Annotated in this window: 21 protein-coding genes; 7 read left to right on the forward strand and 14 right to left on the reverse strand. The window is 42.6% G+C overall.

Annotated features, from left to right (window positions below; translation table 11 throughout):
* Positions 1 to 3 precede the first annotated feature (3 nt).
* The gene (pheT, locus tag ACZ41C_RS16880; protein ID WP_464563116.1) at positions 4 to 2,436 is read right to left on the reverse strand and encodes a phenylalanine--tRNA ligase subunit beta; all 2,433 of its coding nucleotides are present in this window, start codon (positions 2,434 to 2,436) and stop codon (positions 4 to 6) included.
* Between the two features lie 126 nt (positions 2,437 to 2,562).
* On the opposite strand from pheT, the gene ACZ41C_RS16885 reads away from it, so the two are divergent.
* Positions 2,563 to 3,786 (forward strand): TlpA disulfide reductase family protein, encoded by a 1,224-nt coding sequence (locus ACZ41C_RS16885; RefSeq protein ID WP_464563118.1) that lies wholly within the window; start codon positions 2,563 to 2,565, stop codon positions 3,784 to 3,786.
* Between the two features lie 13 nt (positions 3,787 to 3,799).
* Here the strand turns inward: ACZ41C_RS16885 and leuB are convergent, their stop codons facing one another.
* Positions 3,800 to 4,918: a 3-isopropylmalate dehydrogenase gene (gene leuB / locus ACZ41C_RS16890; RefSeq protein ID WP_464563120.1), complete on the reverse strand. Its 1,119-nt coding sequence runs from the start codon at positions 4,916 to 4,918 to the stop codon at positions 3,800 to 3,802.
* 2 nt (positions 4,919 to 4,920) lie between these two features.
* Positions 4,921 to 6,093, reverse strand: coding sequence for a 2-isopropylmalate synthase (locus tag ACZ41C_RS16895; RefSeq protein WP_138258192.1), 1,173 nt, complete (start codon positions 6,091 to 6,093; stop codon positions 4,921 to 4,923).
* A 146-nt stretch (positions 6,094 to 6,239) separates the two neighbouring features.
* Here ACZ41C_RS16895 and ACZ41C_RS16900 point away from each other — a divergent pair, with 146 nt between their 5' ends.
* Entirely contained in the window at positions 6,240 to 7,784 is a 1,545-nt protein-coding gene (locus tag ACZ41C_RS16900) for a hypothetical protein (RefSeq protein WP_154919341.1), read from the forward strand.
* Positions 7,785 to 7,790: 6 nt separating this feature from the next.
* Entirely contained in the window at positions 7,791 to 8,669 is an 879-nt protein-coding gene (locus tag ACZ41C_RS16905; RefSeq protein WP_464563123.1) for a DMT family transporter, read from the forward strand.
* Here the strand turns inward: ACZ41C_RS16905 and ACZ41C_RS16910 are convergent.
* Genes ACZ41C_RS16910 through panB form a run of 4 tightly spaced genes read right to left on the reverse strand, consistent with a single transcriptional unit; the run spans position 8,653 to position 11,246 of the window.
* The gene (locus tag ACZ41C_RS16910; protein WP_464563125.1) at positions 8,653 to 9,174 is read right to left on the reverse strand and encodes a DUF4252 domain-containing protein; all 522 of its coding nucleotides are present in this window, start codon (positions 9,172 to 9,174) and stop codon (positions 8,653 to 8,655) included. The genes ACZ41C_RS16905 and ACZ41C_RS16910 overlap by 17 nt on opposite strands.
* 34 nt (positions 9,175 to 9,208) lie before the next feature.
* Positions 9,209 to 9,913: an RluA family pseudouridine synthase gene (locus tag ACZ41C_RS16915; protein WP_464563127.1), complete on the reverse strand. Its 705-nt coding sequence runs from the start codon at positions 9,911 to 9,913 to the stop codon at positions 9,209 to 9,211.
* A gap of 5 nt (positions 9,914 to 9,918) precedes the next feature.
* A complete protein-coding gene (gene lspA / locus ACZ41C_RS16920; protein ID WP_464563129.1) occupies positions 9,919 to 10,422 on the reverse strand; it encodes a signal peptidase II in 504 nt (167 codons plus the stop codon).
* A gap of 5 nt (positions 10,423 to 10,427) precedes the next feature.
* On the reverse strand, positions 10,428 to 11,246 hold the full coding sequence (gene panB, locus ACZ41C_RS16925) for a 3-methyl-2-oxobutanoate hydroxymethyltransferase (protein WP_464563131.1): 819 nt from the start codon (positions 11,244 to 11,246) through the stop codon (positions 10,428 to 10,430).
* 114 nt (positions 11,247 to 11,360) lie between these two features.
* Between panB and ACZ41C_RS16930 the strand changes: the two genes are divergently transcribed.
* A complete protein-coding gene (locus tag ACZ41C_RS16930; protein ID WP_464563133.1) occupies positions 11,361 to 11,828 on the forward strand; it encodes a nuclear transport factor 2 family protein in 468 nt (155 codons plus the stop codon).
* An 18-nt stretch (positions 11,829 to 11,846) separates the two neighbouring features.
* Here ACZ41C_RS16930 and ACZ41C_RS16935 read toward each other — a convergent pair whose 3' ends face one another.
* Positions 11,847 to 12,896: a ThuA domain-containing protein gene (locus ACZ41C_RS16935; protein ID WP_464563135.1), complete on the reverse strand. Its 1,050-nt coding sequence runs from the start codon at positions 12,894 to 12,896 to the stop codon at positions 11,847 to 11,849.
* Between the two features lie 242 nt (positions 12,897 to 13,138).
* Here ACZ41C_RS16935 and ACZ41C_RS16940 point away from each other — a divergent pair, with 242 nt between their 5' ends.
* A complete protein-coding gene (locus ACZ41C_RS16940) occupies positions 13,139 to 13,666 on the forward strand; it encodes a hypothetical protein (protein WP_464563137.1) in 528 nt (175 codons plus the stop codon).
* A gap of 36 nt (positions 13,667 to 13,702) precedes the next feature.
* Positions 13,703 to 14,608 (forward strand): nucleoside hydrolase, encoded by a 906-nt coding sequence (locus ACZ41C_RS16945; RefSeq protein ID WP_464563139.1) that lies wholly within the window; start codon positions 13,703 to 13,705, stop codon positions 14,606 to 14,608.
* A gap of 135 nt (positions 14,609 to 14,743) precedes the next feature.
* On the opposite strand, the gene ACZ41C_RS16950 is transcribed toward ACZ41C_RS16945, so the two are convergent.
* Together ACZ41C_RS16950 and ACZ41C_RS16955 are read right to left on the reverse strand one after the other, a co-directional pair.
* A complete protein-coding gene (locus tag ACZ41C_RS16950; RefSeq protein WP_464563141.1) occupies positions 14,744 to 15,517 on the reverse strand; it encodes a TIGR03915 family putative DNA repair protein in 774 nt (257 codons plus the stop codon).
* 12 nt (positions 15,518 to 15,529) lie between these two features.
* A complete protein-coding gene (locus tag ACZ41C_RS16955; protein WP_464565773.1) occupies positions 15,530 to 16,789 on the reverse strand; it encodes a putative DNA modification/repair radical SAM protein in 1,260 nt (419 codons plus the stop codon).
* Positions 16,790 to 17,048: 259 nt separating this feature from the next.
* Here ACZ41C_RS16955 and ACZ41C_RS16960 point away from each other — a divergent pair, with 259 nt between their 5' ends.
* Positions 17,049 to 17,813 carry an XRE family transcriptional regulator gene (locus ACZ41C_RS16960; RefSeq protein ID WP_464563143.1) on the forward strand — a complete coding sequence of 255 codons (765 nt, stop codon included), beginning with the start codon at positions 17,049 to 17,051 and terminating at the stop codon, positions 17,811 to 17,813.
* A 2-nt stretch (positions 17,814 to 17,815) separates the two neighbouring features.
* Here the strand turns inward: ACZ41C_RS16960 and ACZ41C_RS16965 are convergent, their stop codons facing one another.
* From ACZ41C_RS16965 to ACZ41C_RS16980, 4 genes are all read right to left on the reverse strand, one after another.
* A complete protein-coding gene (locus ACZ41C_RS16965; RefSeq protein ID WP_464563145.1) occupies positions 17,816 to 18,244 on the reverse strand; it encodes an N-acetyltransferase family protein in 429 nt (142 codons plus the stop codon).
* Positions 18,245 to 18,506: 262 nt separating this feature from the next.
* Entirely contained in the window at positions 18,507 to 19,214 is a 708-nt protein-coding gene (locus tag ACZ41C_RS16970) for a hypothetical protein (RefSeq protein WP_464563147.1), read from the reverse strand.
* Between the two features lie 220 nt (positions 19,215 to 19,434).
* Positions 19,435 to 21,120: a gamma-glutamyltransferase gene (gene ggt, locus ACZ41C_RS16975; protein WP_464563149.1), complete on the reverse strand. Its 1,686-nt coding sequence runs from the start codon at positions 21,118 to 21,120 to the stop codon at positions 19,435 to 19,437.
* A 5-nt stretch (positions 21,121 to 21,125) separates the two neighbouring features.
* Positions 21,126 to 21,731: an acyl carrier protein phosphodiesterase gene (locus tag ACZ41C_RS16980; RefSeq protein ID WP_464563151.1), complete on the reverse strand. Its 606-nt coding sequence runs from the start codon at positions 21,729 to 21,731 to the stop codon at positions 21,126 to 21,128.
* Between the last annotated feature and the right edge of the window lie 50 nt (positions 21,732 to 21,781).

Below are 21,781 nucleotides of genomic sequence, written 5' to 3' on the forward strand. Positions count from 1 at the left end.
TCCCTATCGAAGTTCGGCTTTAAGTTCCTTCTCGTAGGTACTTTGCAGCTTGGCCATTATTCTATCTATTTGTGCATCTGTCAAGGTGCCATTGGTATCCTTCAACGTAAAGCTTACGGCATACGACTTTTTGCCCTTCGGCAAATTGGTTCCTTGATAGACATCAAACAAGTTTATCTGCGTCAACAGTTTACGCTCCGTCCTAAAGCCAAGATCATAAACATCCTTGAAGGTTACGGCATCATCAAGAAGTAGGGCGAAATCCCTTTTTACCTCTGGATATTTTGAAATTTCCTTGAAGGTGATACCGGTTCTTTTGAGACTTTTTAAAACTTCGTCCCACTGAAAATCGGCATAAAAAATTTGCTGCTTAATATCGAAATGTTTTAAAATCCCTTTTTTAACGAGTCCGAAGGAAACGAGGGTAGTACCTTCATGATTTATATAGGAGACACCTTCCGAAAATAATTTGGAAGTGTCCGGTTCCACCTTTAAATCCTGAATCCCCAAACGTTCCAAAACAGTATCCACAATGGACTTGAGAAGAAAGAAATCCGTTTTTTTGGAAGGATCCGTCCAACTGTTTGCATTAGTATCACCACTTAAAAGGATACCAAGATATTTGTCCTCTTTGCGGTCCGTATCTTCATGGTAGTAGGTCTTACCGAACTCAAATAGCTTTAAATTCTGTCGCTTTCTGTTGATATTGAAACTGGCCGATTCCAAAGCTGTGAACAAGGAGGACTTCCTTAGTACCGATAATTCGCCACTCAAAGGATTCAAAATGGTCACATGTTTTCGTTCCTTTAAATCCTCCTCCAAAAGATTTTCGTAATCGGGGGAAGTCAAACTATTGGTCAGCGTTTCAAAATAGCCTCTGGAAGCCAATAAATCCCCAATTATCTGTTGAATTTTGTAATCTTCGTACGGACTTGAGGAAGCAACGGATGCATTCAATTTTTCGCTAAAAGCAATATTGTTATAACCATATACCCTTAGAATCTCCTCGATAACGTCCACTTGGCGCTGTACATCCACACGATAGGATGGTACGGTTAGCCCCATTCCGGCTTCTGTAACGTTCCGTACTTTGATATCCAACGAAGCCAAAATGGATTTGATGGTATCTTGGGGAATATTCTGTCCAATTAGTTTATTGATTTTTTCAAAGGCCAAAAAGACCTCAAAATCCTTGTGTTTTTTTGGGTATAGATCAACGATATCCGAAGTAATGTCCCCACCCGCTATTTCCTTGATCAGCAAAGCGGCCCGCTTAAGACTATACTCCACGTTTTCAATATCGATTCCCCGCTCAAACCGAAAGGATGCATCGGTGTTAAGTCCGTGCCTTTTTGCCGTTTTACGGATGGACACCGGATTGAAATAGGCACTTTCCAAAAATATGGCCGTAGTGTGTTCCGTAACTCCGGAATGGATACCACCAAAAACACCGGCGATGCACATGGGCTTTTCGGCATCGCAAATCATTAGGTCGTCCTCGTGCAATTCCCTTTCCACGCCATCCAGGGTAACGAATTTTGTTCCTTTTGGCAAGGTCTTCACCTCAATTTTACCCCCTTTTATTTTATTCGCATCGAATGCATGTAGCGGTTGCCCCAATTCGTGCAAAACATAATTGGTGGCATCCACCACGTTGTTCTTTGGCGTAAGACCAATGGCCTTTAAACGGTTTTTGAGCCAATCCGGTGATGGTTGCACCAGAATATTGCTAATTGTTACGCCGCAATATCTTGGTGCAAGGCTATTGTTTTTGACATCAACATCGATTCTTAGAGATCTGTTGGCAACATTAAAATGGCTCACGGGTGGGGTAATCAATTCCTTATTAATTTCCTTTTGTTTCAAGCCCGCCTTGAGGTCCCTGGCAACACCAAAATGACTCATGGCATCCGCACGGTTAGGTGTAAGGCCAATTTCAAAAACTTCATCCTTCTCAACCTTGAAAACTTCAGAGGCCAAAGTCCCCGGTTTCAAAGTGTCATCCAGGATCATGATACCGTCATGACTCTCCCCAAGTCCCAGTTCATCTTCGGCACAAATCATTCCATGGCTTTCCTCGCCACGTATTTTACTTTTTTTTATCTTCCATGCCTCTCCTTCCTTAGTGTACAGGGTAGTGCCTATGGTGGCAACGGGCACTTTTTGTCCTTTTGCAACATTGGGTGCGCCACAGACAATTTGTACCGGTGCTCCGTTGCCTATATCGACCTTGGTCACCTTCAATCTGTCGGCGTTTGGATGTTGCTCACAGCTAAGTACATGTCCTACTACAATGCCATCCAAACCTCCTTTAACGGATTCAAAGGGAGTTATTCCTTCAACTTCCAGTCCTAAATCCGTTAAAAGTTCTCCTGTTTTTTGGGAGTTCCAATCTATATTGATAAACTGCTTAAGCCAGTTGTAAGATATTTTCATGTGTCCATTTTAGAGCGCGTAAAGATAAAACAATGGTATAACAGATTCAACAGACGGCGGATTGTTTTATCCCGAATTTTAAAATGAGGTTTTTAAGTCGTTAATTCGCAATAGAATCCAAAAGTTATGAGAAAAGCCTTTATTCCCATTTTATTAATGCTTCTTAGCGGTTGTGCAAACAGTGAAAAAAAGAGTAGGCCAAAAGAAGGTATTTGGCAGGCCAGACTGGAAGTGAAGGACAAACAGATACTTCCCTTTAATTTTGAATTGACCGCTAATGAAGGGGAAACAATTCAAATGAAAATATTAAATGGGGATGAGACTATATTGGTTGATGAAATTTTGGTGGAAGGGGATTCTATTCTGATAAAAGCACCTGTTTTTGAAGGTTATATTTCCGCGAAGATCGATAGTGAATCCATGGATGGGGTATTTGTCATTGAAAGTTTGGATAGGACAGTTCCATTTGAAGCCGAATTTGGGATTGAAGAACGATTTTCAAATGTAAATTCAAACACTACCGATGCAACCGGAATATGGGAAACAGAGTTCAGCCCGGGAACTGATGACAGCTATATGGGCAAAGGTATTTTTAGCCAAAAAAATGGAATTGTTTCAGGAACCTTTAGAACAACTACCGGTGACTACCGATTTCTAGAAGGTGTCATGGACAAGGATTCATTAAAGGTTTCGGCATTTGACGGGGCGCATGCCTTTTTGTTTCAAGCAAAAGTAACGGATAGTACTATGTACGGGATTTTCTATTCGGGCAATCACTTTAAAGAACCTTTCATGGCCGTGAGAAACGAAAATTATGAACTCCCTAGTCCGGATTCCCTTACCTTTATAAAAGAAGGCTATGATAAATTCGACTTCTCCTTTCCAAACTTGGCAGGGGAAACGGTATCCCTATCCGATCCTACTTTCAAAGATAAGGTTGTCATTGTTCAACTTATGGGTTCCTGGTGTCCAAACTGTTTGGACGAATCCAAATTCCTTGTCGACTATTTGGAAAATCAAACAACTGGGGATTTAGCGGTATTGGCACTTGCCTTTGAACAGGCAAAAACAAAGGAACGCGCTTTACAGAGTATACAGCGGCTCAAGGATAGGATAGGCATCTCCTACCCAATTCTATTGGCACAATATGGCAGCTATGACAAAGAAAAGGCCCAACAGAAATTACCCATGCTGAATCATGTACTTTCCTATCCAACGACCATTTTTGTGGATAAAAAAGGCAACGTACGAAAAATACATACCGGATTCAACGGACCCGCAACAGGGGATAAATACGAAGAATTCAAGGTGGAATTCGATAGTTTTATAAAGAAACTATTATCGGAATAAGTGGGGTTTTGAACTAAATTATGGTAGACTTACCTAAATCAATGTTCTCATCGTTCATGTTGAAATGATCATCCAGTTCCATGATATTGTCCGCAATAAAATCGCCCACGTAATTGGTGCCATACTTACTGCTTCCCATAATATCTGGGGTAACAATTTTCTTTGAGAAGGATTTTAATACGGCCGCAACAAGGGCATCGGCCTCTTCGTTGAGTTTAAAATGCTGTAAAAGCATGCCGGCACTTAAAATAGCGGCTACAGGATTGGCAATGTTTTTATCCTTCGCATCGGGATAGGAACCATGAATAGGCTCGAACATGGCATGCTCCGTACCCACCGAAGCTGACGGGAGTAAACCTATAGACCCAGCCAGGACACTTCCTTGGTCGGACAGAATATCCCCAAACATATTGTCCGTCAGGATCACATCAAACTGGGATGGGTTGAGTATCATCTGTACCGCGGCATTGTCAATAAAAAGCGTTTCCAGCTCAATTTCAGGATAACTCTGAGCTATTGAGTTTACGACCCTCCGCCACAAACGGGAGGTTTCCAGAACATTGGCCTTATCGACCAAGGTCACTTTTTTTCTTCTGTTCTTTGCCGCTTTAAAGGCCAAATGTGTTATTCTGCTAATTTCCTCCTCGGAATAGGAACACGTGTCCGTGGCGACATTGGTACCGGAATCTATGGATTTATTTCCGTAGTAAATACCCCCGGATAGTTCCCGATAAATAACTAAATCGGTATCCTTGATCAACTTTTTATTGAGCGGGGATTGTTTTATAAGGGCGGGAAATACTTTGACAGGTCGGATATTCGCAAAAAGATCCAGTTCCTTCCGTAATTTCAAAAGTCCTTGCTCCGGCCATACCTTTGTGTTTGGATTACCATCATACTTGGGCATACCAATTGCCCCGAACAATATAGCATCGGAATTTTTACAAATCTTCAATGTTTCGTCCGGTAGGGGAGTCCCTTTTTTATCAATGGCCTCTGCACCGATCAAGGCCTTCTTGAATCGAAAGGTGTGTCCAAAAGTCTCTTCTACGGAGCGTAGGCATTTTAAGGATTGGGCAACGACTTCCGGGCCAATGCCATCCCCTCCAAGTACAGCGATATCCAAGCGCATATTTATCCTATACTTTGTAGATTCACCTTGCTGGACTCAATAATTTCATGGATGTCATCGTCAAGGATCTCCTTCTTTCTATCCGCAAAATTCAAAAATTCCTCATAGACTTTGTCCAGTTGGGTCTTGGTAAGCTCATAGCCCACCAACTTTGCACGGTAGGCCAATGCGGCCCTTCCGCTTCGGGCGGTCAATACAATGGAGGATTCGGTAACACCAACATCCGCGGGATCTATAATTTCATAGGTTTCCCTGTTCTTTATAACGCCATCCTGATGTATTCCAGAACTGTGGGCAAAAGCGTTCGCCCCAACGATGGCCTTATTGGGCTGGACGACCATACCCATTTTGTTCGATACCATTTTACTGGTATCAAAGAGCAATTGGCTATTGATAGTGGTATCCAAATTCAGACTAGGGTGTTGCCTCATAATCATGACAACCTCCTCCAACGAAGTATTTCCGGCACGCTCCCCAATTCCGTTTATGGTACATTCTATTTGTCGGGCACCATTGATTACCCCGGCAATGGAATTGGCAGTGGCCAAACCAAGATCGTTATGGCAATGGCAGGAAAGGATAGCTTTATCGATACCCTTCACGTTTTCTTTCAAATACTTCATTTTGGCACCGTATTCCTCGGGAAGGCAATATCCAGTAGTATCGGGAATGTTCAGAACAGTAGCTCCGGCCTTGACTACGGCCTCACACACCCTGGCCAAAAATTCGTTGTCCGTTCTACCGGCATCCTCGGCATAAAATTCAACATCCTCCACAAACTTCTTGGCATAACTCACTGCCTCAACTGCACGTTCAATAATCGCATCCCTGTTGGAATTGAATTTATGCTTTATATGTGAATCCGAAGTTCCTATTCCCGTATGGATTCGCGGTCTTTTTGCATATTTTAAGGCTTCCGCCGCTACCTCGATATCTTTTTTTACAGCCCTGGTAAGACCACAAACTGTGGCATTTTTTACCAGTTTTGCTATACTTTCAACGGATTTGAAATCGCCCGGACTGGAGATGGGAAATCCCGCCTCAATTATGTTTACACCAAGTTCGTCCAACCGTTCAGCTATAACTAACTTTTGTTCCCTGTCCAATTTACAACCTGGAACCTGCTCTCCATCCCTAAGTGTAGTATCAAAAATTTGTACTATATCTTTGCTCATTATATTTATGTAGTTTTAGCAAGTTAAACGAATATATAACGCTGCCGACGAAAAAAGCAAATTTCGCAGGAATATTTACAACGTTAATTTACTTTTCAATAATATCAATAAATTGATTTACAACAATTTAAACATATATTTTTACGATGACAAATGCTCATAAAGATGCGTTGTTCGTTTTGGTAAAATCGCTTTCAAAATCTGAAAAGCGGCAATTTAAACTTTATGTAGGTCGTTTGGGCGTGAATACCGATGCAAAGTTTCTAGCGTTGTTCAATCTTTTGGACAAAATTAAGCGATATGATGAAAAGGTAATACTTTCCAGCGGAATTGTTAAAAAAGCGCAGCTTTCCAATTTAAAGGCACATCTCTATAAGCAGATTCTGGTAAGTCTCAGGCTGAATCCCGTGAACCAAAATATTCGAGTTCAGATTCGTGAACAGCTGGACTTTGCCACCATTCTGTATCAGAAAGGGCTGTATAAACAGAGTCTCAAAATCCTGGACAAGGCAAAAACGACGGCCATTGAAAATGAGGAAAAGAACATCGCCTACGAAATTGTGGAATTCGAGAAAATTATAGAGACACAGTACATCACCCGCAGCATTCCGGACAGAGCGGATGAATTAGCGGTACAGGCAAAGGAATTGTCTGGGCAGAACGTTATCACCAGTAAACTTTCCAACCTTTCCCTGCAATTGTACAGTATGATGTTAAAGGTGGGGTATGTACGCAGCGATGAGGACCTTCAGAAAGTAAAGCAGTATTTTTCAAAACATTTGCCAAAGGTAGATGTGGAAACCTTGGGTTTTAGGGAAAAACTCTGGTTGTACAAAGCACATTTATGGTATAGTTTCTTGACCCAAGACTTCCTTTCCTCCTATAAATACGCTAGTAAATGGGTGGATCTTTTCTACGATTACCGCGAAATGATTTATTTGAATCCCGTATTCTTCCTTAAAGGAAATCACTACCTTTTGGAATCCCTTTTTTATGTGAAATACAGCTCCCAATTCAAGGAAACGCTCCAAAAAATGGAGGTGGTTCTGAAGGAGAAGGATTTCCCTAAGAATGATAATATTAATTCCCTGGCCTTTTTGTATCTCAATGCCAATAAACTGAATCTCCATTTTCTGGAAGGAAACTTTGAAAAAGGCCTATATCTGGTAAAGATCATTGAATACGGTATCGCCAAACACAAGGATAGAATCGATGCCCATCATGTGATGGTGTTGTATTACAAGATCGCCTGTTTGTATTTTGGTATTGGTGATAACAAAACCTCTATCGTTTACCTCAAAAAAATCATCAATAACAAGAATCTAAAAATGCGCGAGGATTTAATGTGTTTTGCCAGGGTATTGAGTTTGGTGGCACATTACGAAGCGGGTATGGACTATCACCTGGAAGTGCAATTAAAGAGTACCTATAAGTTCCTGCTGAAAATGAACGATATGCATGCGGTACAAAAAGAGATGATCAAGTTTTTGAGAAATCTTGGCAGTATCTATCCAAATGAATTGAGGGGGGAATTTGAAAAATTACATGCCGAACTTAAAAAATATGAGGACCACCCTTATGAAAAGCGTGCGTTCCTGTATTTGGATATAATTTCTTGGTTGGAAAGCCATTTGGAGAATAAACCTGTTTCGGAAATCATTCGCGAAAAAGCCCTGAAACAGACCCGATAGTTTCCTATGAATCGCTCCCATGTTTCCCACTTATTGGAAATCAATTTGGCGATGCTCTTTATTGCCACCTCCGGACCTTTGGGCAGGTTTGTGGATTTGCCCGTTCCCGTCATTACAGGGATGCGGGGAATTATTGCTTTTATCCTGCTGATACTTTTCTGTAGGTGGCGAAATATCTCGTTGAAGGTCAAAAATGGGGACATCCCCTTGATACTAGTCACAGGTGTATTGATGGCCGCCCATTGGTTGTTTTACTTTTATGCCCTGCAATGGTCCAGTGTTGCCATAGGCATGTTGTCACTTTTCACATATCCGGTCATAACGGCCTTTTTGGAACCCATTTTGTTAAAATCAAAGCTGCAAAGGATGCATCTCTTGCTCGGTGCCATGGTACTGTTGGGCATTTACTTTCTGAGTCCGAATTTCAATTTACGGGATTCCAATACCTTGGCCATTTTAATGGGGTTGGTCTCGGCCGTATCCTATGCCTTGCGGAATATCATATTAAAACTGAAGGTGGAAAAATACCAGGGAACCACTTTAATGGTCTATCAAACGGGGACGATTGCGATTTTGATGTTGCCCGCCTTGTTTTTTACCGCTCCAAAGGAAATCTTGGGTCAGTGGGAAGGACTTTTGGCACTGGGGGTCCTTACCACGGCCATTGGCCATAGTCTCTTCCTCATGACATTCAAGCATTTCAGTATCACAACCGTAAGCATTTTGAGCAGTGTCCAGCCCATTTATGGGATTCTAATAGGAGCCCTATTTTTGAACGAAATCCCAAAGGCTACCACCCTGTTTGGAGGAGCGCTTATATTAAGTTCCGTGGTTATTGAAAGTTTCCGAGCATCGAAAAAGCAACAGGTCAGTTCTCCGGATTGATGCCGGGTGCAAATTCTTTGATTACATTATTTCCGAGTGTTTCAAACTCATTGTTCTGGGCCATCTCACGGACTTTTATCGGGTCAAAATCGCCATTGAAGTACAAAAAAGAGCCAGTTTCGGCATTGTTATTATAAATGAGGATTTCCTTTACACTGTTTCGTTTTTCACGTATGGAAACCACGTTTCTTTTTAAATCATCGTTATTTCGGTAGACTTCTATAAACGAATTGCCGGTAATCCCGTTCATTTGCTGGTTCAAGAATTGAGTCCTTGCGGGGGTTGTGCTGGGAAACTTCATATATCTCAAATCCCTAGTGTTTCCTATAAGTGATTGCATTTCAGGCGATATGCCACTTATCAATTTGAGCATGAATTGAGGTATCCTAACGGCTGTTACTTGGGCATCGTTCTTATGTGCATTATAAAATGTGTCTATGGAATTATAACTGCCACAATTATAAAACAGGGCACAAATAAAAAGTATACAGATTTTCTTGTACATGATTATGGTGTTTAGTAAGCCCAATGTACAAAAATTATGTACAGGCATCCCAAATGGAATCTTTGGGGAGAGGAGCTAAAATGGTCAAAGGCTCATTTTTTACGGGGTGCAAGAATTCCAGCTTTCGGGCATGCAAGTGGATACTTGCATCTTTGTTGCTCCTGGGAAAGCCATATTTTAAATCCCCTTTGATGGGGCATCCTATGGCCGATAATTGTGCGCGGATCTGATGGTGCCTGCCTGTTTTTAAATCGATTTCCAAAAGAAAATATGTATTCAGGGCTTTGAGCATGCGGTAGTCCAGAACAGCCTTTTTGCTGTCCGGTACTTCCTTTTCATGGGCATACGACTTGTTTTGCTTCGGATTTCTTTTGAGCCAATGGACCATGGTATCGGCTCTTTTTGGAGGTGCATCCTTTACCACGGCCCAATAGGTCTTTTTTGCCTTTTTATCGGAGAAGAGCTTGTTCAATCTTGGCAGTGCCTTGGAGGTTTTGGCAAAAACCACCAGCCCGGATGTTGGTCGGTCCAATCTATGGACCACACCCAAATACACATTTCCGGGTTTGTTATACTTCTCCTTCAGGTATTCCTTGACGACTTCGCTCAAGGGCCTATCGCCGGTTTTATCACCTTGTACGATATCCCCGGGCCTCTTATTTACGATGATAAGGTGATTGTCCTCGTATAAAACCTGAAGGTTTTTTGGGGTGGACAGTACCTTTTCCGAAGCATCCATACCTGTTATATGGAGATTTTTTTCCCGAAAAGGCTCAAAAATAGAATCAGGAGTACCCCGGTAGTTACGGCGACATCGGCCATGTTGAAAATGCCTGTTTTAAAGAAGCCCAAGCGTATTTGGAAAAAATCGGTAACCGATCCCAAGGCGATCCTATCAATAAGGTTCCCAATTCCACCGCCAATTACAAAGGCAAAAGCCCATAGCATCCACTTGTTTGTATGGGTTCTCGTGAGGATTCTATACAACAAGACCAGTAGTACGATCAGCGGAAGTACTTGGAACAGCATCACCTTTAGGGCAGGTGGGAAGTTGGCCCCGAATCCCAACATGGCGCCGGTATTTTCCACATTGGTAAGAATGAAATGATCTTTGATCAGCGGGATATACTCCTGATAGGAAACGTTTTCACGTACGACCTTTTTGGAAACTTGATCACAGCCAATGTTCAAAAGCACCAAAAAGATGATCAAAAACCGACTCAAAAGCTTGCTACCGTTTGTTTTCATGATTCTCAATATTGTTCCTCATCATTTGGAAAATCCATGGATTTTACGTCTTTCACGTAGTTCGATATGGCATTACCCATCTCTTCGTATAAGTTCATATAGCGCCTTAAGAACCTAGGATTGAACTCATGGGTCATGCCCAACAGGTCGTGCACCACCAAAACCTGTCCGTCCGCATACTTCCCACCGCCAATACCAATAGTGGGTATGGTCAATTGTTCCGAAACTTTTTTGGTGAGGGCAGCGGGTATTTTTTCCAGAACGATGCTGAAGCAGCCTAATTTTTCTAACATCGTTGCGTCTTCCATTAATTTCCGTGCCTCTTCCTCTTCTTTCGCCCGTACGGTGTAGGTACCGAATTTATAAATGGATTGGGGGGTAAGTCCTAAATGTCCCATTACGGGAATACCAGCGGCCAAGATGCGCTTTACGGATTCCTTTATTTCATCACCTCCCTCAACCTTTACGGCATGGGCGCCACTTTCCTTCATTATTCGAATGGCAGACCTAAGGGCCTCCTTGGGGTCGCTTTGGTAACTGCCAAACGGCAGGTCCACAACGACCAGAGCCCTTTCTACTGCCCTTATAACGGAGGATGCATGATAGATCATCTGGTCCAAGGTAATGGGCAGGGTAGTTTCGTGGCCGGCCATAACATTACTGGCAGAATCGCCCACCAAAATAACATCGACTTTGGCCGCATCCACAATTTTAGCCATGGAATAGTCATAGGCAGTAAGCATGGATATTTTTTCCCCGTTGCTTTTCATTTCGACCAAGGACTTGACCGTTACCCGCTTATATTCCTTTTTTGCAGTAGACATAAAGATATTTTTGTTCCAAGCAAAAGTAATGAGTTTTGGTGAGATAAAATTTTAAGCAAAGTTTGAACGGCAAGGATTTGTGTTATCTTTAATTCACAATTAAAATTTTGCATTTTGAGAAGAACACTAACATCCCTGTTTATAGTAAGTACCCTAATTTCCTTCGGACAGTCCACCGATGAGGATGCTGTCAGAAATAAAGTTGACGAATTCTTTACCGCATTTCATGCCCAGGATTCCGCGGGATTGGCAAACCTTGTTTCGGAAAAAATCGTTTTACAGACCATAGGCACGGGTAAGGATGGGGAAACCATTTTGCGACAGGAAAATTTCGAGGACCTTATCCGGTCGATTGTAAGTATACCGGACTCCGTCAAATTCAGGGAAAAGTTACTGGATTACTCCATACAGATTGATGGCGCCATGGCGAACGCATGGACACCCTACGAATTTTGGGTAAACGATTCTTTTAGCCATTGCGGGGTAAACTCCTTTCAAATGGTCAAGCAACAGGGCGAATGGAAAATTATTTATTTGATCGATACCCGAAGGAGGGAAGGCTGCGAAGGTCAACCGGATTAATTCGCCAAACACTTTTACTCAACCTTTCCATTTTCTGGATGATGTACCCGTTTCAGAAGGAAAGTCGGAAGGCAACTCCTGCGTAACGTTTCCGGTTGCGGCCCATTCAGAACCTCTTTGTAGCGTGGTTATAAACCCGACACATTCCATCGAATAATCAAAGTGGCCCAAAGTAGTATGAAAGACCCTTCCCTTTCCATAATCAATGGCCATTAGCATGGGGACGTTCTGGCCCAAGCCCTTTACCTCGGGGTTCCATGGTGGGGCATTGCGTTCAACATCGGCGAAAGCGGTTGCCAGAATGGTGGCATTCTCGAAAGGACCACGCATCCGTTCGTACAATTCGTCCTGGGTATGCATCCATGTGGTAGGAAGGCCCTTCATTATGGGATGTTCCGGTGCACGCGTCGTAATGGGGAATTCATATTCGGGTCCGTGGGAACCACAAACACCGGCGGCTTCGTCATGGATCACTTCACCAGCATCATTATAATAAACATAAGGGCCCGTACTTTCATCCCGACCACCCCATGCACCCAGGGCGATCATTTTATTGAATTCATCCCAGTCGCCCCAAGCATTATTGGCGGCATGGACCACTACGAATCCACCTCCGTTGGCAATGTACTTTTCAAAATCGGCCCTAGTAGCTTCTGGCCACAGGGGTGATTCAGCACCTAAATTGGAAACTATGACATCGTATTTTTCAAAATCCATGGAGAAATTGGAAGATTGTATCGGCTGATGGGAAACGCCGTATTTGGTAGAATCCAACGGGTATTTTTCGATGAAGGAAGTGTAGGCTTCAGGTCGGGATTCATTGTACTTTATACCCAACCAAACGGAATCCATCCGATGGATGTCCACTTCAAAAAGCTTGGTTTCCACTAAGTAGTCTTTCATCATCATGGTGGTCTTAGGCCAAACATAATGATTGTTCTGTCCGTCTAAAATCAAGGCTTTTAATTTGGCAGGGGCCACTTCCTCGGGCGTTTCGTTTTGTTTCGCTTCTTCCTTACAGGCTATTGTCAACATAGCGATAAGTATAAACAAAAAATGTCTTTTCATCTGTTTATTTTAATTGTTATTCAAAGGTCAGATGTAATTCGCCTATAACCATCTTGGTGGGTATCAAGACTTGTTATGGCTCATTTCATGATGTTTTAGGTTGTATTGACCTTAAATGTAATGGAAGTTCCCCATATTTACAACAGAAGGTCTTGCAGGGAAGTTTATCGTATTCCTACCCAATTTTTCCTTGTTGATAATTAACAGAGGTGCTACCTTAGCTTTTAAATCAAACAGTAGGTATGCAATTATTAGGAATTGGGTCGCGCATTAAGCACGCAGAATTTGGAATGGGAGTGGTAACGAACGTCTCCTCAAAACACTATTGGGTAACTTTTATGGACAAAGGCCTGGAGACCATTAAAATCGATGAAGGTTTTGAAGTAATCGAAGCCTTGGAAAACGACGTGGATACGGTAAGCTTTTTGGAAGTGGAGACCTCATTGATGTCGATTTTAAAAAGATGGAGCGATGTAACCGAACAGGTAGCGATTGCCGATAAATGGAAAGGTGGTAATTTGGTTTTGGAACCTGGCGATTCCAGTTTGAGCAATAAAGAAATCCCGATAGACACCTTTTTTCACAAAATAGTGATGGTGCGCGACCGCATCCGGGTCATGGAACAAAAAATCAATGCCAGTAAAAATCTGGACGATCAGGAAAAAGTGGACCTGCAACAGTACATTACGAGGATCTATGGAAGTTTAACGACATTTAATGTCATGTTCAAAAATAAGAGCGACCAATTCGTTGGGGAGCGTTCTTCCTAATTGTAATTTTCTATTTTAATTAAAATAGCTTTCCAAATGAAGCTCACGGACCAGTTTTTTGTTTTATTTATACTAGTGGGGATATTCTCAATGGAAGGGTTCGCACAGACAAAACCCCAGGTACTACTGGACGCTGATACGGCGAATGAAGTGGATGACGCCTACGCGCTTAGCATCATTTTGATGAACGACAGCGTGGATGTTGTAGCCCTAAACGCCACTCAATGGCAGGCTTCCCAATGGACTACCGAAAATAGTATGGAAGACAGTCACAGACTCAATCAGACACTATTGGGGATTATGGGGTTGAATACCAAGACCAACAGGGGAGGAGCATCCCGCATGTACGATTGGGGAGACCGGGCCCAACATTCCGCTGCTGCCTATGAAATAATCAAACAGGCGAAAGCGCAAAAAAATGGTAAAAAGATAAATGTAATCGCGCTTGGGGCCTTGACAAACGTGGCATCCGCTGTATTTATCGAACCAAGTATTGCGGATAACATTAGACTTTATTGGCTGGGAAGTACGTATGATTTTGAAAAAGGGGTTTTGAGGCGGGATGATTTTAACTGTGCCATGGACCCCTATGCCCTGACCCATTTATTGTTTTCAACCGTGGAAATGCACATCATTCCCGTGAGCGTTGCTAGTAAAATGACCTTTGAGTACGAAGAAACCCGTGCCAAATTGAAGAATCATTTCTTGGGAGACTTTCTTCTAAAGGTTTGGGACGATCATATAGATGGCGGCCGAACCCAAAGAACCATCTGGGACCTGACCATTGTAAATGCTTTTTTACATCCGGAATGGATGAAGGAAGTGGAAATCAACACTTCAAAGGACAACGGTGGCAGAAAGGTATATTATTACAAGGACTTTGATGCCGACCGAATGCGAGCGGATTTCTTTCAAAAAATTAAAGCGTACAATCGGCCTTAACAATACTATTGTTTTGGGCTCAATTGAAGAATTCAATTTTCAAAGGCTTACCCGCTTTATAGCCTCTCTGGCAGGCCTTGAACCTAAGAAATGGTTTCCTACGAATGCGTCACGATTTGGCCTTAAGCTAGTTTATTAAACCGCCTCCTTCTTTTCACTCAAATATTTCCAGTATCTTTTGGGAATGTGTTGGGTATGTAGTTTTTTGTTGATACGGGATTTGATATTGGTACTTTTGAAATAATTGTTCCACAAATCCTGATAATCATACTCTTCGTTCGTCATTGCGGCACTTTTTTGGATACTGTTGCCAAAACCGTTGGAAAGGTCCATCGTAATGATTTCCACCCCATGCAGATCATAATACAGACCATAGTTGCGCTTTAGGTCATAAATAATCCACGGTTGGTCCGCATAGCGCTCCTTAAAGTGTTTGGAAATCAAAGGAAGTACATCAAATTCAGGTTCTACGTTCGCAAAATAGATGCCGTCCTTGGTCAATTGAAACCGAACAAATGCCTCCATACGGTGCTTTTCCCGATGTACCTTTTGCGCCGTCTGACTGATTTTTAAAATGCAGGCATCGGAGAAGTCGGATGCAACGTGTTTGGAGCCCATTATTTTTCGGATGTATTGATAGAGTAGGGGCTCCAGGTTTTTCTCCCCGCTCAAAAATGAAAAATAAATGTTCTTGATGGCCGAATTGCTTCGGCCTTTGATACCGTTCCACACCCTTTTGGCCAACTCGATATTGGTGAAAATGGTCTCTGTTTCGGAGAAAAGTCCGTTCTGCGCCAAACGTTCCTTTTGGATATCGGCGAAAGGCAATTTTTGTTCAAACCCTGCGAATACGGCGGTCAAAAAACCGTTAAAGCTACCGTCATAGATAAAAGTCTTTGTTGTTGTCATGAGGCTACTCTCTTAATTGAAAAGTGATAATTGATTGGAATACTGAGGTCTAAATTTTCCGTAGAACGTGCTTAAAATCAATCCTTTAATACGTTGCGGGTCCAAATCCCTACGCTCCCAATGGCGGGAGTCACACAGGATAAAATACTTTGCCCTGTTGAGGGCCACCCCCATTTTTTTGAGATGGTCCCAATCCAATTTTCGGAATTTGCGGGCCTTCATAATTTTATGGACCGAGGTCATTCCCACTCCAGGAATGCGTGCCAAAACGGACATATCCGCCTTGTTCACATCCACTGGAAAGTGTTGCAGGTTGAGTAAGGCCCAACTCAATTTTGGGTCCACATCCATTTCCAGATTGGGATGCTCTGTATTGAGTAGTTCCTGCACGGAAAAACCATAAAACCGCAACAACCAATCGGTCTGGTACAACCTGTTCTCCCTGAGCATGGGCACCTGGGTACCTATGGAGGGGAGTCGGCTATCGTTGCTCACCGGCACATAACCTGAATAATAGACCCTTTTCATGTGAAAGTTCTTGTAAAAGTGCGTTGCGGAGTACATCACATCCTTATCGGATTCTCCCGTAGCGCCTACAATCATTTGGGTGCTTTGGCCCGCAGGGGCATATTTTGGGGTACTTTTTAGGATTTTACGTTCTTCCTTGAATCGGATGATTTCGTTTTTGACCTTGAGCATCGGTTTTGCAAAATCTTCGTGCTTTTTATCTGGGGCCAATAGTTTAAGGCCGGATACTGTGGGAATTTCAATATTGACCGACAATCGATCAGCGTACAATCCGGCCTCATACATAAGTTCGTCACTGGCCCCAGGAATCGATTTTAAATGGATATAGCCATTGAAATTTTCTTCCAAACGAAGTTTCTTGGCCACGGCGATCAGACGCTCCATGGTATAATCCGGGTCCTTAAAAATTCCGGAACTCAAAAAAAGCCCCTCTATATAATTTCTTCTATAAAAATTGATGGTAAGGTCCACTACTTCCTGAATTTTAAAGGCGGCCCGTTTTATGTCATTACTTTTTCGGGTAACGCAATAGGCGCAATCGTAAATGCAATGGTTGGTCAGCAGGATTTTCAAAAGTGAAATACAACGTCCGTCCTCAGAATAACTATGACAGATACCGTTACTGGCATTGCCCAATCCCTTGTTCGTGTTCTTCCGGTTGCTTCCGCTACTAGAGCAGGAAACATCATATTTGGCGGCATCGGCCAGAATGTTCAATTTTTCCTTGATTCGGTTAAAATCCATGCTCATCTTCTCAATTTCGATAATAAATCAAAAACCAATTCGAATGTCCGGTCGAGCGCAGTCGAGACCTAATCCAAATGATTCGAAACAATAAACCTCTCTACAGCGCTCGAGGTTACCAATTGTATATTTTGATTTATCTGATATCAATTTTCTTTTAATTGATTTTGTAATTATTCCAAAATTATGGAAATATTCCTAATTATGGAAATAATCCAAATTTTATTTTGGAAATAATCCATATTGACTATATTTGAATATGGAAAACGAATTGACACTCAAAAGATTTACCGATGTTCGCCGGGAATTGGGCTACACTCAGGCCGAGTTTGCGGAGCTCCTCGGCGTAAAGAATACCACCGCCGATATTGAACGGGGTAGGACCAAATTATCCGGTAAAGTGGTAACGGAACTTCTAAAACATTTTAAAATCAATCCCTTGTGGTTGTTCGGTGAAAGTGACAACCAATATTTGGAAACCTCCAAAACGAGCGTCATTCCCAAAGTGGTCACCGTGGACAGTGCCGATCGGGACAATATGGTGTTGGTCAATGCAAAGGCAGCGGCAGGTTATCCGCAGAATATTTCGGATACCAGCTGGTACCAACAATTGCCGGCATTCGATTTGCCCATACCGGAGTTCCGGAATGCCACCTACCGCGGTTTTCAGGTAGAGGGAGATAGTATGTTACCCAATTTGCGTCCAGGCGAATGGGTATTGGCGAGGGCCATAGAACATATTGACCATGTGAGTGCCAATAAAATGTATGTGGTGGTCTTGCAAGATTCCGTGATGGTGAAGAAAATCGAGAAAAGGCCCAATTCCAATAACATTACCTTGGTTTCCTTGAACGAATCCTATCCACCGTATGATATCAAACCTTTTTTGATCCAGGAAATCTGGGAAGTGAGCAGTAAGATTACCTTTAATGTGGATGCCACTACGGACAATGGCTTGCTAAAGCAGTTACAGGAATCCATGCAGGAACTTAAAAACCAATTACAGCACGTAAAAAAGGTATAGGGCTACTGGAATTTTTTAATGTACAGTCCGCTGTTCTTCAAGGTAAATCCCAGACTTTTATAGAGACCGATGGCAGCCGTTCTGTGATGCCCGCTGAAAAGGAGCACATCATTAAGTTGTCTTTTTTCAGCCTGAAGTAAAAGTATATCCATTAATTTCCTGCCGATGCCCCTTCCCCGATGGGTTTCGGAAACGACGACATCCTCGATCATACCTTTATATCCCGATACCACCTTATAATTTGCCATCATCGCAATCCCGATGAGTTCATTATTCTCCAAGCAAACGGCAATATCTATATAACCCTCTTCTTTAAGAATTGTTTTCAGGGAAAGTTGTTTTAATTCGGCATTGAGTTGCAGATATAATTTTGAAAGTTGTTCTTGTAGGCTTTCAGTCAGGTCTTTCTTGGATAAGAGTTTTATTTCCATTGTTTTGGCTATTGGCTGTTTGTTGATGGCTGTTTGTTGATGGTAAAATCTACATTTTTCACTTTCCGCTAAATGCTATGCGCCATAAGCTATGCGCAAATCGCTTCAAAATTTGAATCTCATGCTTCCAAAAACCATTTGCTAACAGCTATTCATTTTTCACTTTACATTTTTCACTTTGCCCTCTGAACTCTGAACTCTACATTCGCAACTAAACCCATTTTTTTGTACTTGAGTTTGTATTTGTAATTGAATTTTTAGATTAGTGATTATACCCCCTTACCTCTCCCATGGAAAATTCCAGTGGACCCATTACATGGGACTTGGGTAGAAACGCACCACTTTCCGTCACCAGCCATTCATCCCAGGTGGCCTCCACACCGCCAATAGGGATAATTTTGACCCACATCTTAAAACTTTTCGGGAAACCACTGGGTTGTAAAACCCATAAATAAGAATCCCCCGGGGTAGAACCTCCGCTGTTGTAGGTCACCAAAAGTCCGTCTGAACCATCTTCCAAGGGTACGACTTCCCTTTGGGTTCCAGGGTCAAAAACCTTGTACGGGGCCACCAGCCAAAAAGAATCGTTGTTGAACATGGAAATAGCTTTTGCCACTACGTCTTCATTTTCATTGGCATTGAGGCGTTCCCCATTCCTAAAACCAATGCTGGAACCGGTATTGATCAAATCCAATTCCACTCGGTACTCATCCCATTGTACTTCTGCTTTTCTCAATTGCCGGTCCCACTTGTACAAATGCGAACCGTTTCGTAGGGACCACTCTAAAAATCGGGTGTTTTCATACAATTCATGGTTCAAGGAAGCTAGCATTTTTTCGGCCAAGGCATCCGCCTCAGGACCCGACCTACCTTTGGGCAACGGCTCGTTGAAAATGGCGTAAAGAACCCCCAAGGCGATTACAAATACCAATACGATAATTCCTAGGATTTTCAATAATCTTCTAAGCATACTTTTTTTGTTATTTGTGGCTATTGGCTATTAATATGAAATTCAAGTTAAATGTTTTACCCAATTCCAAAATCTAAATTCTTACTTCAACATTTTCACTTTTAACTTTAACTTTTCATTATTCACTTTGCACTCTTAACTCTTAACTCTTAACTAATTCCATCTTGAACTTTACACTTGAACTTGTACTTGAGTTAGAATTTGACACTTGAACTTGAATTTAATATCCTACAGCGGCATCATCCCCGCGTCTATCTGCGCCACCTTCCAATTTGCCATCGGGTAGTATTTTAATTGCGTCCACTTTACCAATAATGGGCGTTCTGTCTTCATTGATGATATACCCTTTCGCTTTCATTTCTTCCTTTAAGGTATCGGAAAAACCGTCTGGCTCAAAAATGACCATATCGGGCAACCACTGATGGTGAAAACGTGGCGCGTTTACGGCGTCCTGCATGCTCATATCGAACTCGTAGGCATTTAGGATGGTTTGGGCCACAGCTGTAATAATGGTAGAACCGCCGGGGGTACCAACAACCATCCAAAGTTTTCCATCCTTTTCTACGATTGTTGGGGTCATGCTACTGAGCATTCGCTTTTCAGGGGCAATACTATTGGCTTCGGCGCCTATGAGTCCGAACATATTCGGTACCCCGGACTTGGAACTGAAATCGTCCATTTCATTGTTCAGGAAAAAGCCCAGTTCATCCGAATACAATTTGGAACCATAGGCCCCATTTAAAGTGGTGGTAACGGAAACCGCATTACCTTCAGCATCTACAATGGAGTAATGGGTGGTTTCCATGCTTTCCACGATTTCCACGTTCCCTCGTTCTACCTCCGAGGATTTGGTGGCCCTTTCGAAAGAGAAATTCTGCATACGCTCTTTTAAATAGGAATCGCTCAGCAATACATCCAAGGGAATATCAACAAAATCCGGGTCCCCCAAATAATAATTCCGATCCGCATAGGCCCTTCTTGAAGCTTCGGTAAACAATTGAATGGTCTTTGCCGAGTTATGGCCAAAATCCGACAGCTCATAAGGCTCTATCATTTTAAAGATTTGATTGATGGTAACCCCGCCACTGCTGGGCGGACTCATAGATATGATTCGTAGGTCCTTGTACTTAAAAATGATGGGCTGTCGCCAAACCGCTTCATACTTTTCCAGATCTTCCTCGGTAACAAATCCGCCCTTTTCTTGGATAAAGGCCGCCAGTTTTTGGGCGGTTTCCCCCTTATAAAATCCGTCCCTACCACTTTGGGCAATCCTACGCATGGTATTTGCCAAGGCCGGATAGGAAATGATGTCCCCCTCCTTGAATTCTTGGGCAAACTTGGTGCTATCTCCGTTCACTTGAATGAACAGTTCACGTTGACTGGCCAATCGTTTTTCCTGATTTGCCGTTACCGGCACTCCTTTTTCGGCCAAGGCGATAACGGGTTCAAAAATTTCTTCCAAGGGTAGTGACCCAAACTTTTTATGTACCTCTATAATTCCCGCCACGGTACCCGGAACACCCACCGCGGTGGCACCCAACGTACTCATATTGGGAATCACATTGCCCAGGGAATCCAGGTACATGTCCTTGTGACCCGCAAGCGGTGCTTTCTCCCGGTAATCCAAAGCGCCAATATCACCATCGGCCTTGCGATATACCATAAAACCACCGCCGCCCAAATTCCCGGCAAAAGGATAGGCGACGACCAAGGCCATTTCCGTGGCGACCATTGCATCGAAGGCATTGCCTCCCTTTTTCATGATTTCCACGCCAATTTTGGAGGCTTCCTCACGGGCCGAAACCACCATCGCTTTTTCGGTCACGACCCCTGTAGGCGGTACGGGAGCCTTTCGGCAATGAATAAATAATAGAAGGGAGAGCAGCGGTATGTAATATTTTCTCATATAGTTTAGGTTTGGTTATTGTTAGTTAACAATGTGTTGTATTTCTGTTTGGAAAAGATAACCAATTCCTCAAAAAAGTCCGTAAACTCCCTCTCAAAATCGCTATAGTGTTCCTCCAAGTCCAAAATCGCAAAATTCATCTTAGACCTGTTCTGGGTCCTGCGGTTCATGCCCCTTAAAACGTTCGCAATTCCGTCTATATTCGCATAATTGAGCAACCAGTTATCGGCAATCATATACGGCATCATATGTTTGGTGCTATCGGGAAGGAGAGGGTAGTAGGTCTCCAAGGAATCATAGAAATCATCCACGAATCTCTCCAAGGGAATATCGGAATACATATCCCAGTTTTTTGCCAAAAAATGATCGTAGTAGATATCCACGATTACCCTACTATAATGACTGTAATTCTTATGCAGCCGTTTACTGCTCATTTTGGGAATTTTATGGGCATCCGTAAAAGTATCTATAGCCCTATGCAACAAAATACCCTTTTGAATCTTACCGGGCAGGTGTTTGTATTTGTTGCCCCGTATACTATCCGCAATAAAATTGCCAATTGAGACCTCTTCATCGTTAAAGGAAAGATAGATATGGGCCAAGAAGTTCATTGAACCTGAATTTTGCTTTAAAAGTCGAATTTACGAATTGAAGAACTTTC

The organism is Maribacter sp. C-4077 (assembly GCF_055378385.1).

Excerpts from the sequence above, each read along its gene's own strand:
- ACZ41C_RS16905 (WP_464563123.1), top strand. The coding sequence starts at position 7,791 with ATGAATCGCTCCCATGTTTCCCACTTATTGGAAATCAATTTGGCGATG.
- ACZ41C_RS16965 (WP_464563145.1), bottom strand. The coding sequence starts at position 18,244 with ATGGAAATAAAACTCTTATCCAAGAAAGACCTGACTGAAAGCCTACAA.
- ACZ41C_RS16910 (WP_464563125.1), bottom strand. The coding sequence starts at position 9,174 with ATGTACAAGAAAATCTGTATACTTTTTATTTGTGCCCTGTTTTATAAT.
- ACZ41C_RS16885 (WP_464563118.1), top strand. The coding sequence starts at position 2,563 with ATGAGAAAAGCCTTTATTCCCATTTTATTAATGCTTCTTAGCGGTTGT.
- ACZ41C_RS16945 (WP_464563139.1), top strand. The coding sequence starts at position 13,703 with ATGAAGCTCACGGACCAGTTTTTTGTTTTATTTATACTAGTGGGGATA.
- ACZ41C_RS16980 (WP_464563151.1), bottom strand. The coding sequence starts at position 21,731 with ATGAACTTCTTGGCCCATATCTATCTTTCCTTTAACGATGAAGAGGTC.
- panB (WP_464563131.1), bottom strand. The coding sequence starts at position 11,246 with ATGTCTACTGCAAAAAAGGAATATAAGCGGGTAACGGTCAAGTCCTTG.
- ACZ41C_RS16935 (WP_464563135.1), bottom strand. The coding sequence starts at position 12,896 with ATGAAAAGACATTTTTTGTTTATACTTATCGCTATGTTGACAATAGCC.
- ACZ41C_RS16895 (WP_138258192.1), bottom strand. The coding sequence starts at position 6,093 with ATGAGCAAAGATATAGTACAAATTTTTGATACTACACTTAGGGATGGA.
- lspA (WP_464563129.1), bottom strand. The coding sequence starts at position 10,422 with ATGAAAACAAACGGTAGCAAGCTTTTGAGTCGGTTTTTGATCATCTTT.
- ACZ41C_RS16915 (WP_464563127.1), bottom strand. The coding sequence starts at position 9,913 with ATGGATGCTTCGGAAAAGGTACTGTCCACCCCAAAAAACCTTCAGGTT.
- ACZ41C_RS16940 (WP_464563137.1), top strand. The coding sequence starts at position 13,139 with ATGCAATTATTAGGAATTGGGTCGCGCATTAAGCACGCAGAATTTGGA.
- leuB (WP_464563120.1), bottom strand. The coding sequence starts at position 4,918 with ATGCGCTTGGATATCGCTGTACTTGGAGGGGATGGCATTGGCCCGGAA.
- ACZ41C_RS16960 (WP_464563143.1), top strand. The coding sequence starts at position 17,049 with ATGGAAAACGAATTGACACTCAAAAGATTTACCGATGTTCGCCGGGAA.
- ggt (WP_464563149.1), bottom strand. The coding sequence starts at position 21,120 with ATGAGAAAATATTACATACCGCTGCTCTCCCTTCTATTATTTATTCAT.
- ACZ41C_RS16955 (WP_464565773.1), bottom strand. The coding sequence starts at position 16,789 with ATGGATTTTAACCGAATCAAGGAAAAATTGAACATTCTGGCCGATGCC.
- ACZ41C_RS16900 (WP_154919341.1), top strand. The coding sequence starts at position 6,240 with ATGACAAATGCTCATAAAGATGCGTTGTTCGTTTTGGTAAAATCGCTT.
- pheT (WP_464563116.1), bottom strand. The coding sequence starts at position 2,436 with ATGAAAATATCTTACAACTGGCTTAAGCAGTTTATCAATATAGATTGG.
- ACZ41C_RS16970 (WP_464563147.1), bottom strand. The coding sequence starts at position 19,214 with ATGCTTAGAAGATTATTGAAAATCCTAGGAATTATCGTATTGGTATTT.
- ACZ41C_RS16950 (WP_464563141.1), bottom strand. The coding sequence starts at position 15,517 with ATGACAACAACAAAGACTTTTATCTATGACGGTAGCTTTAACGGTTTT.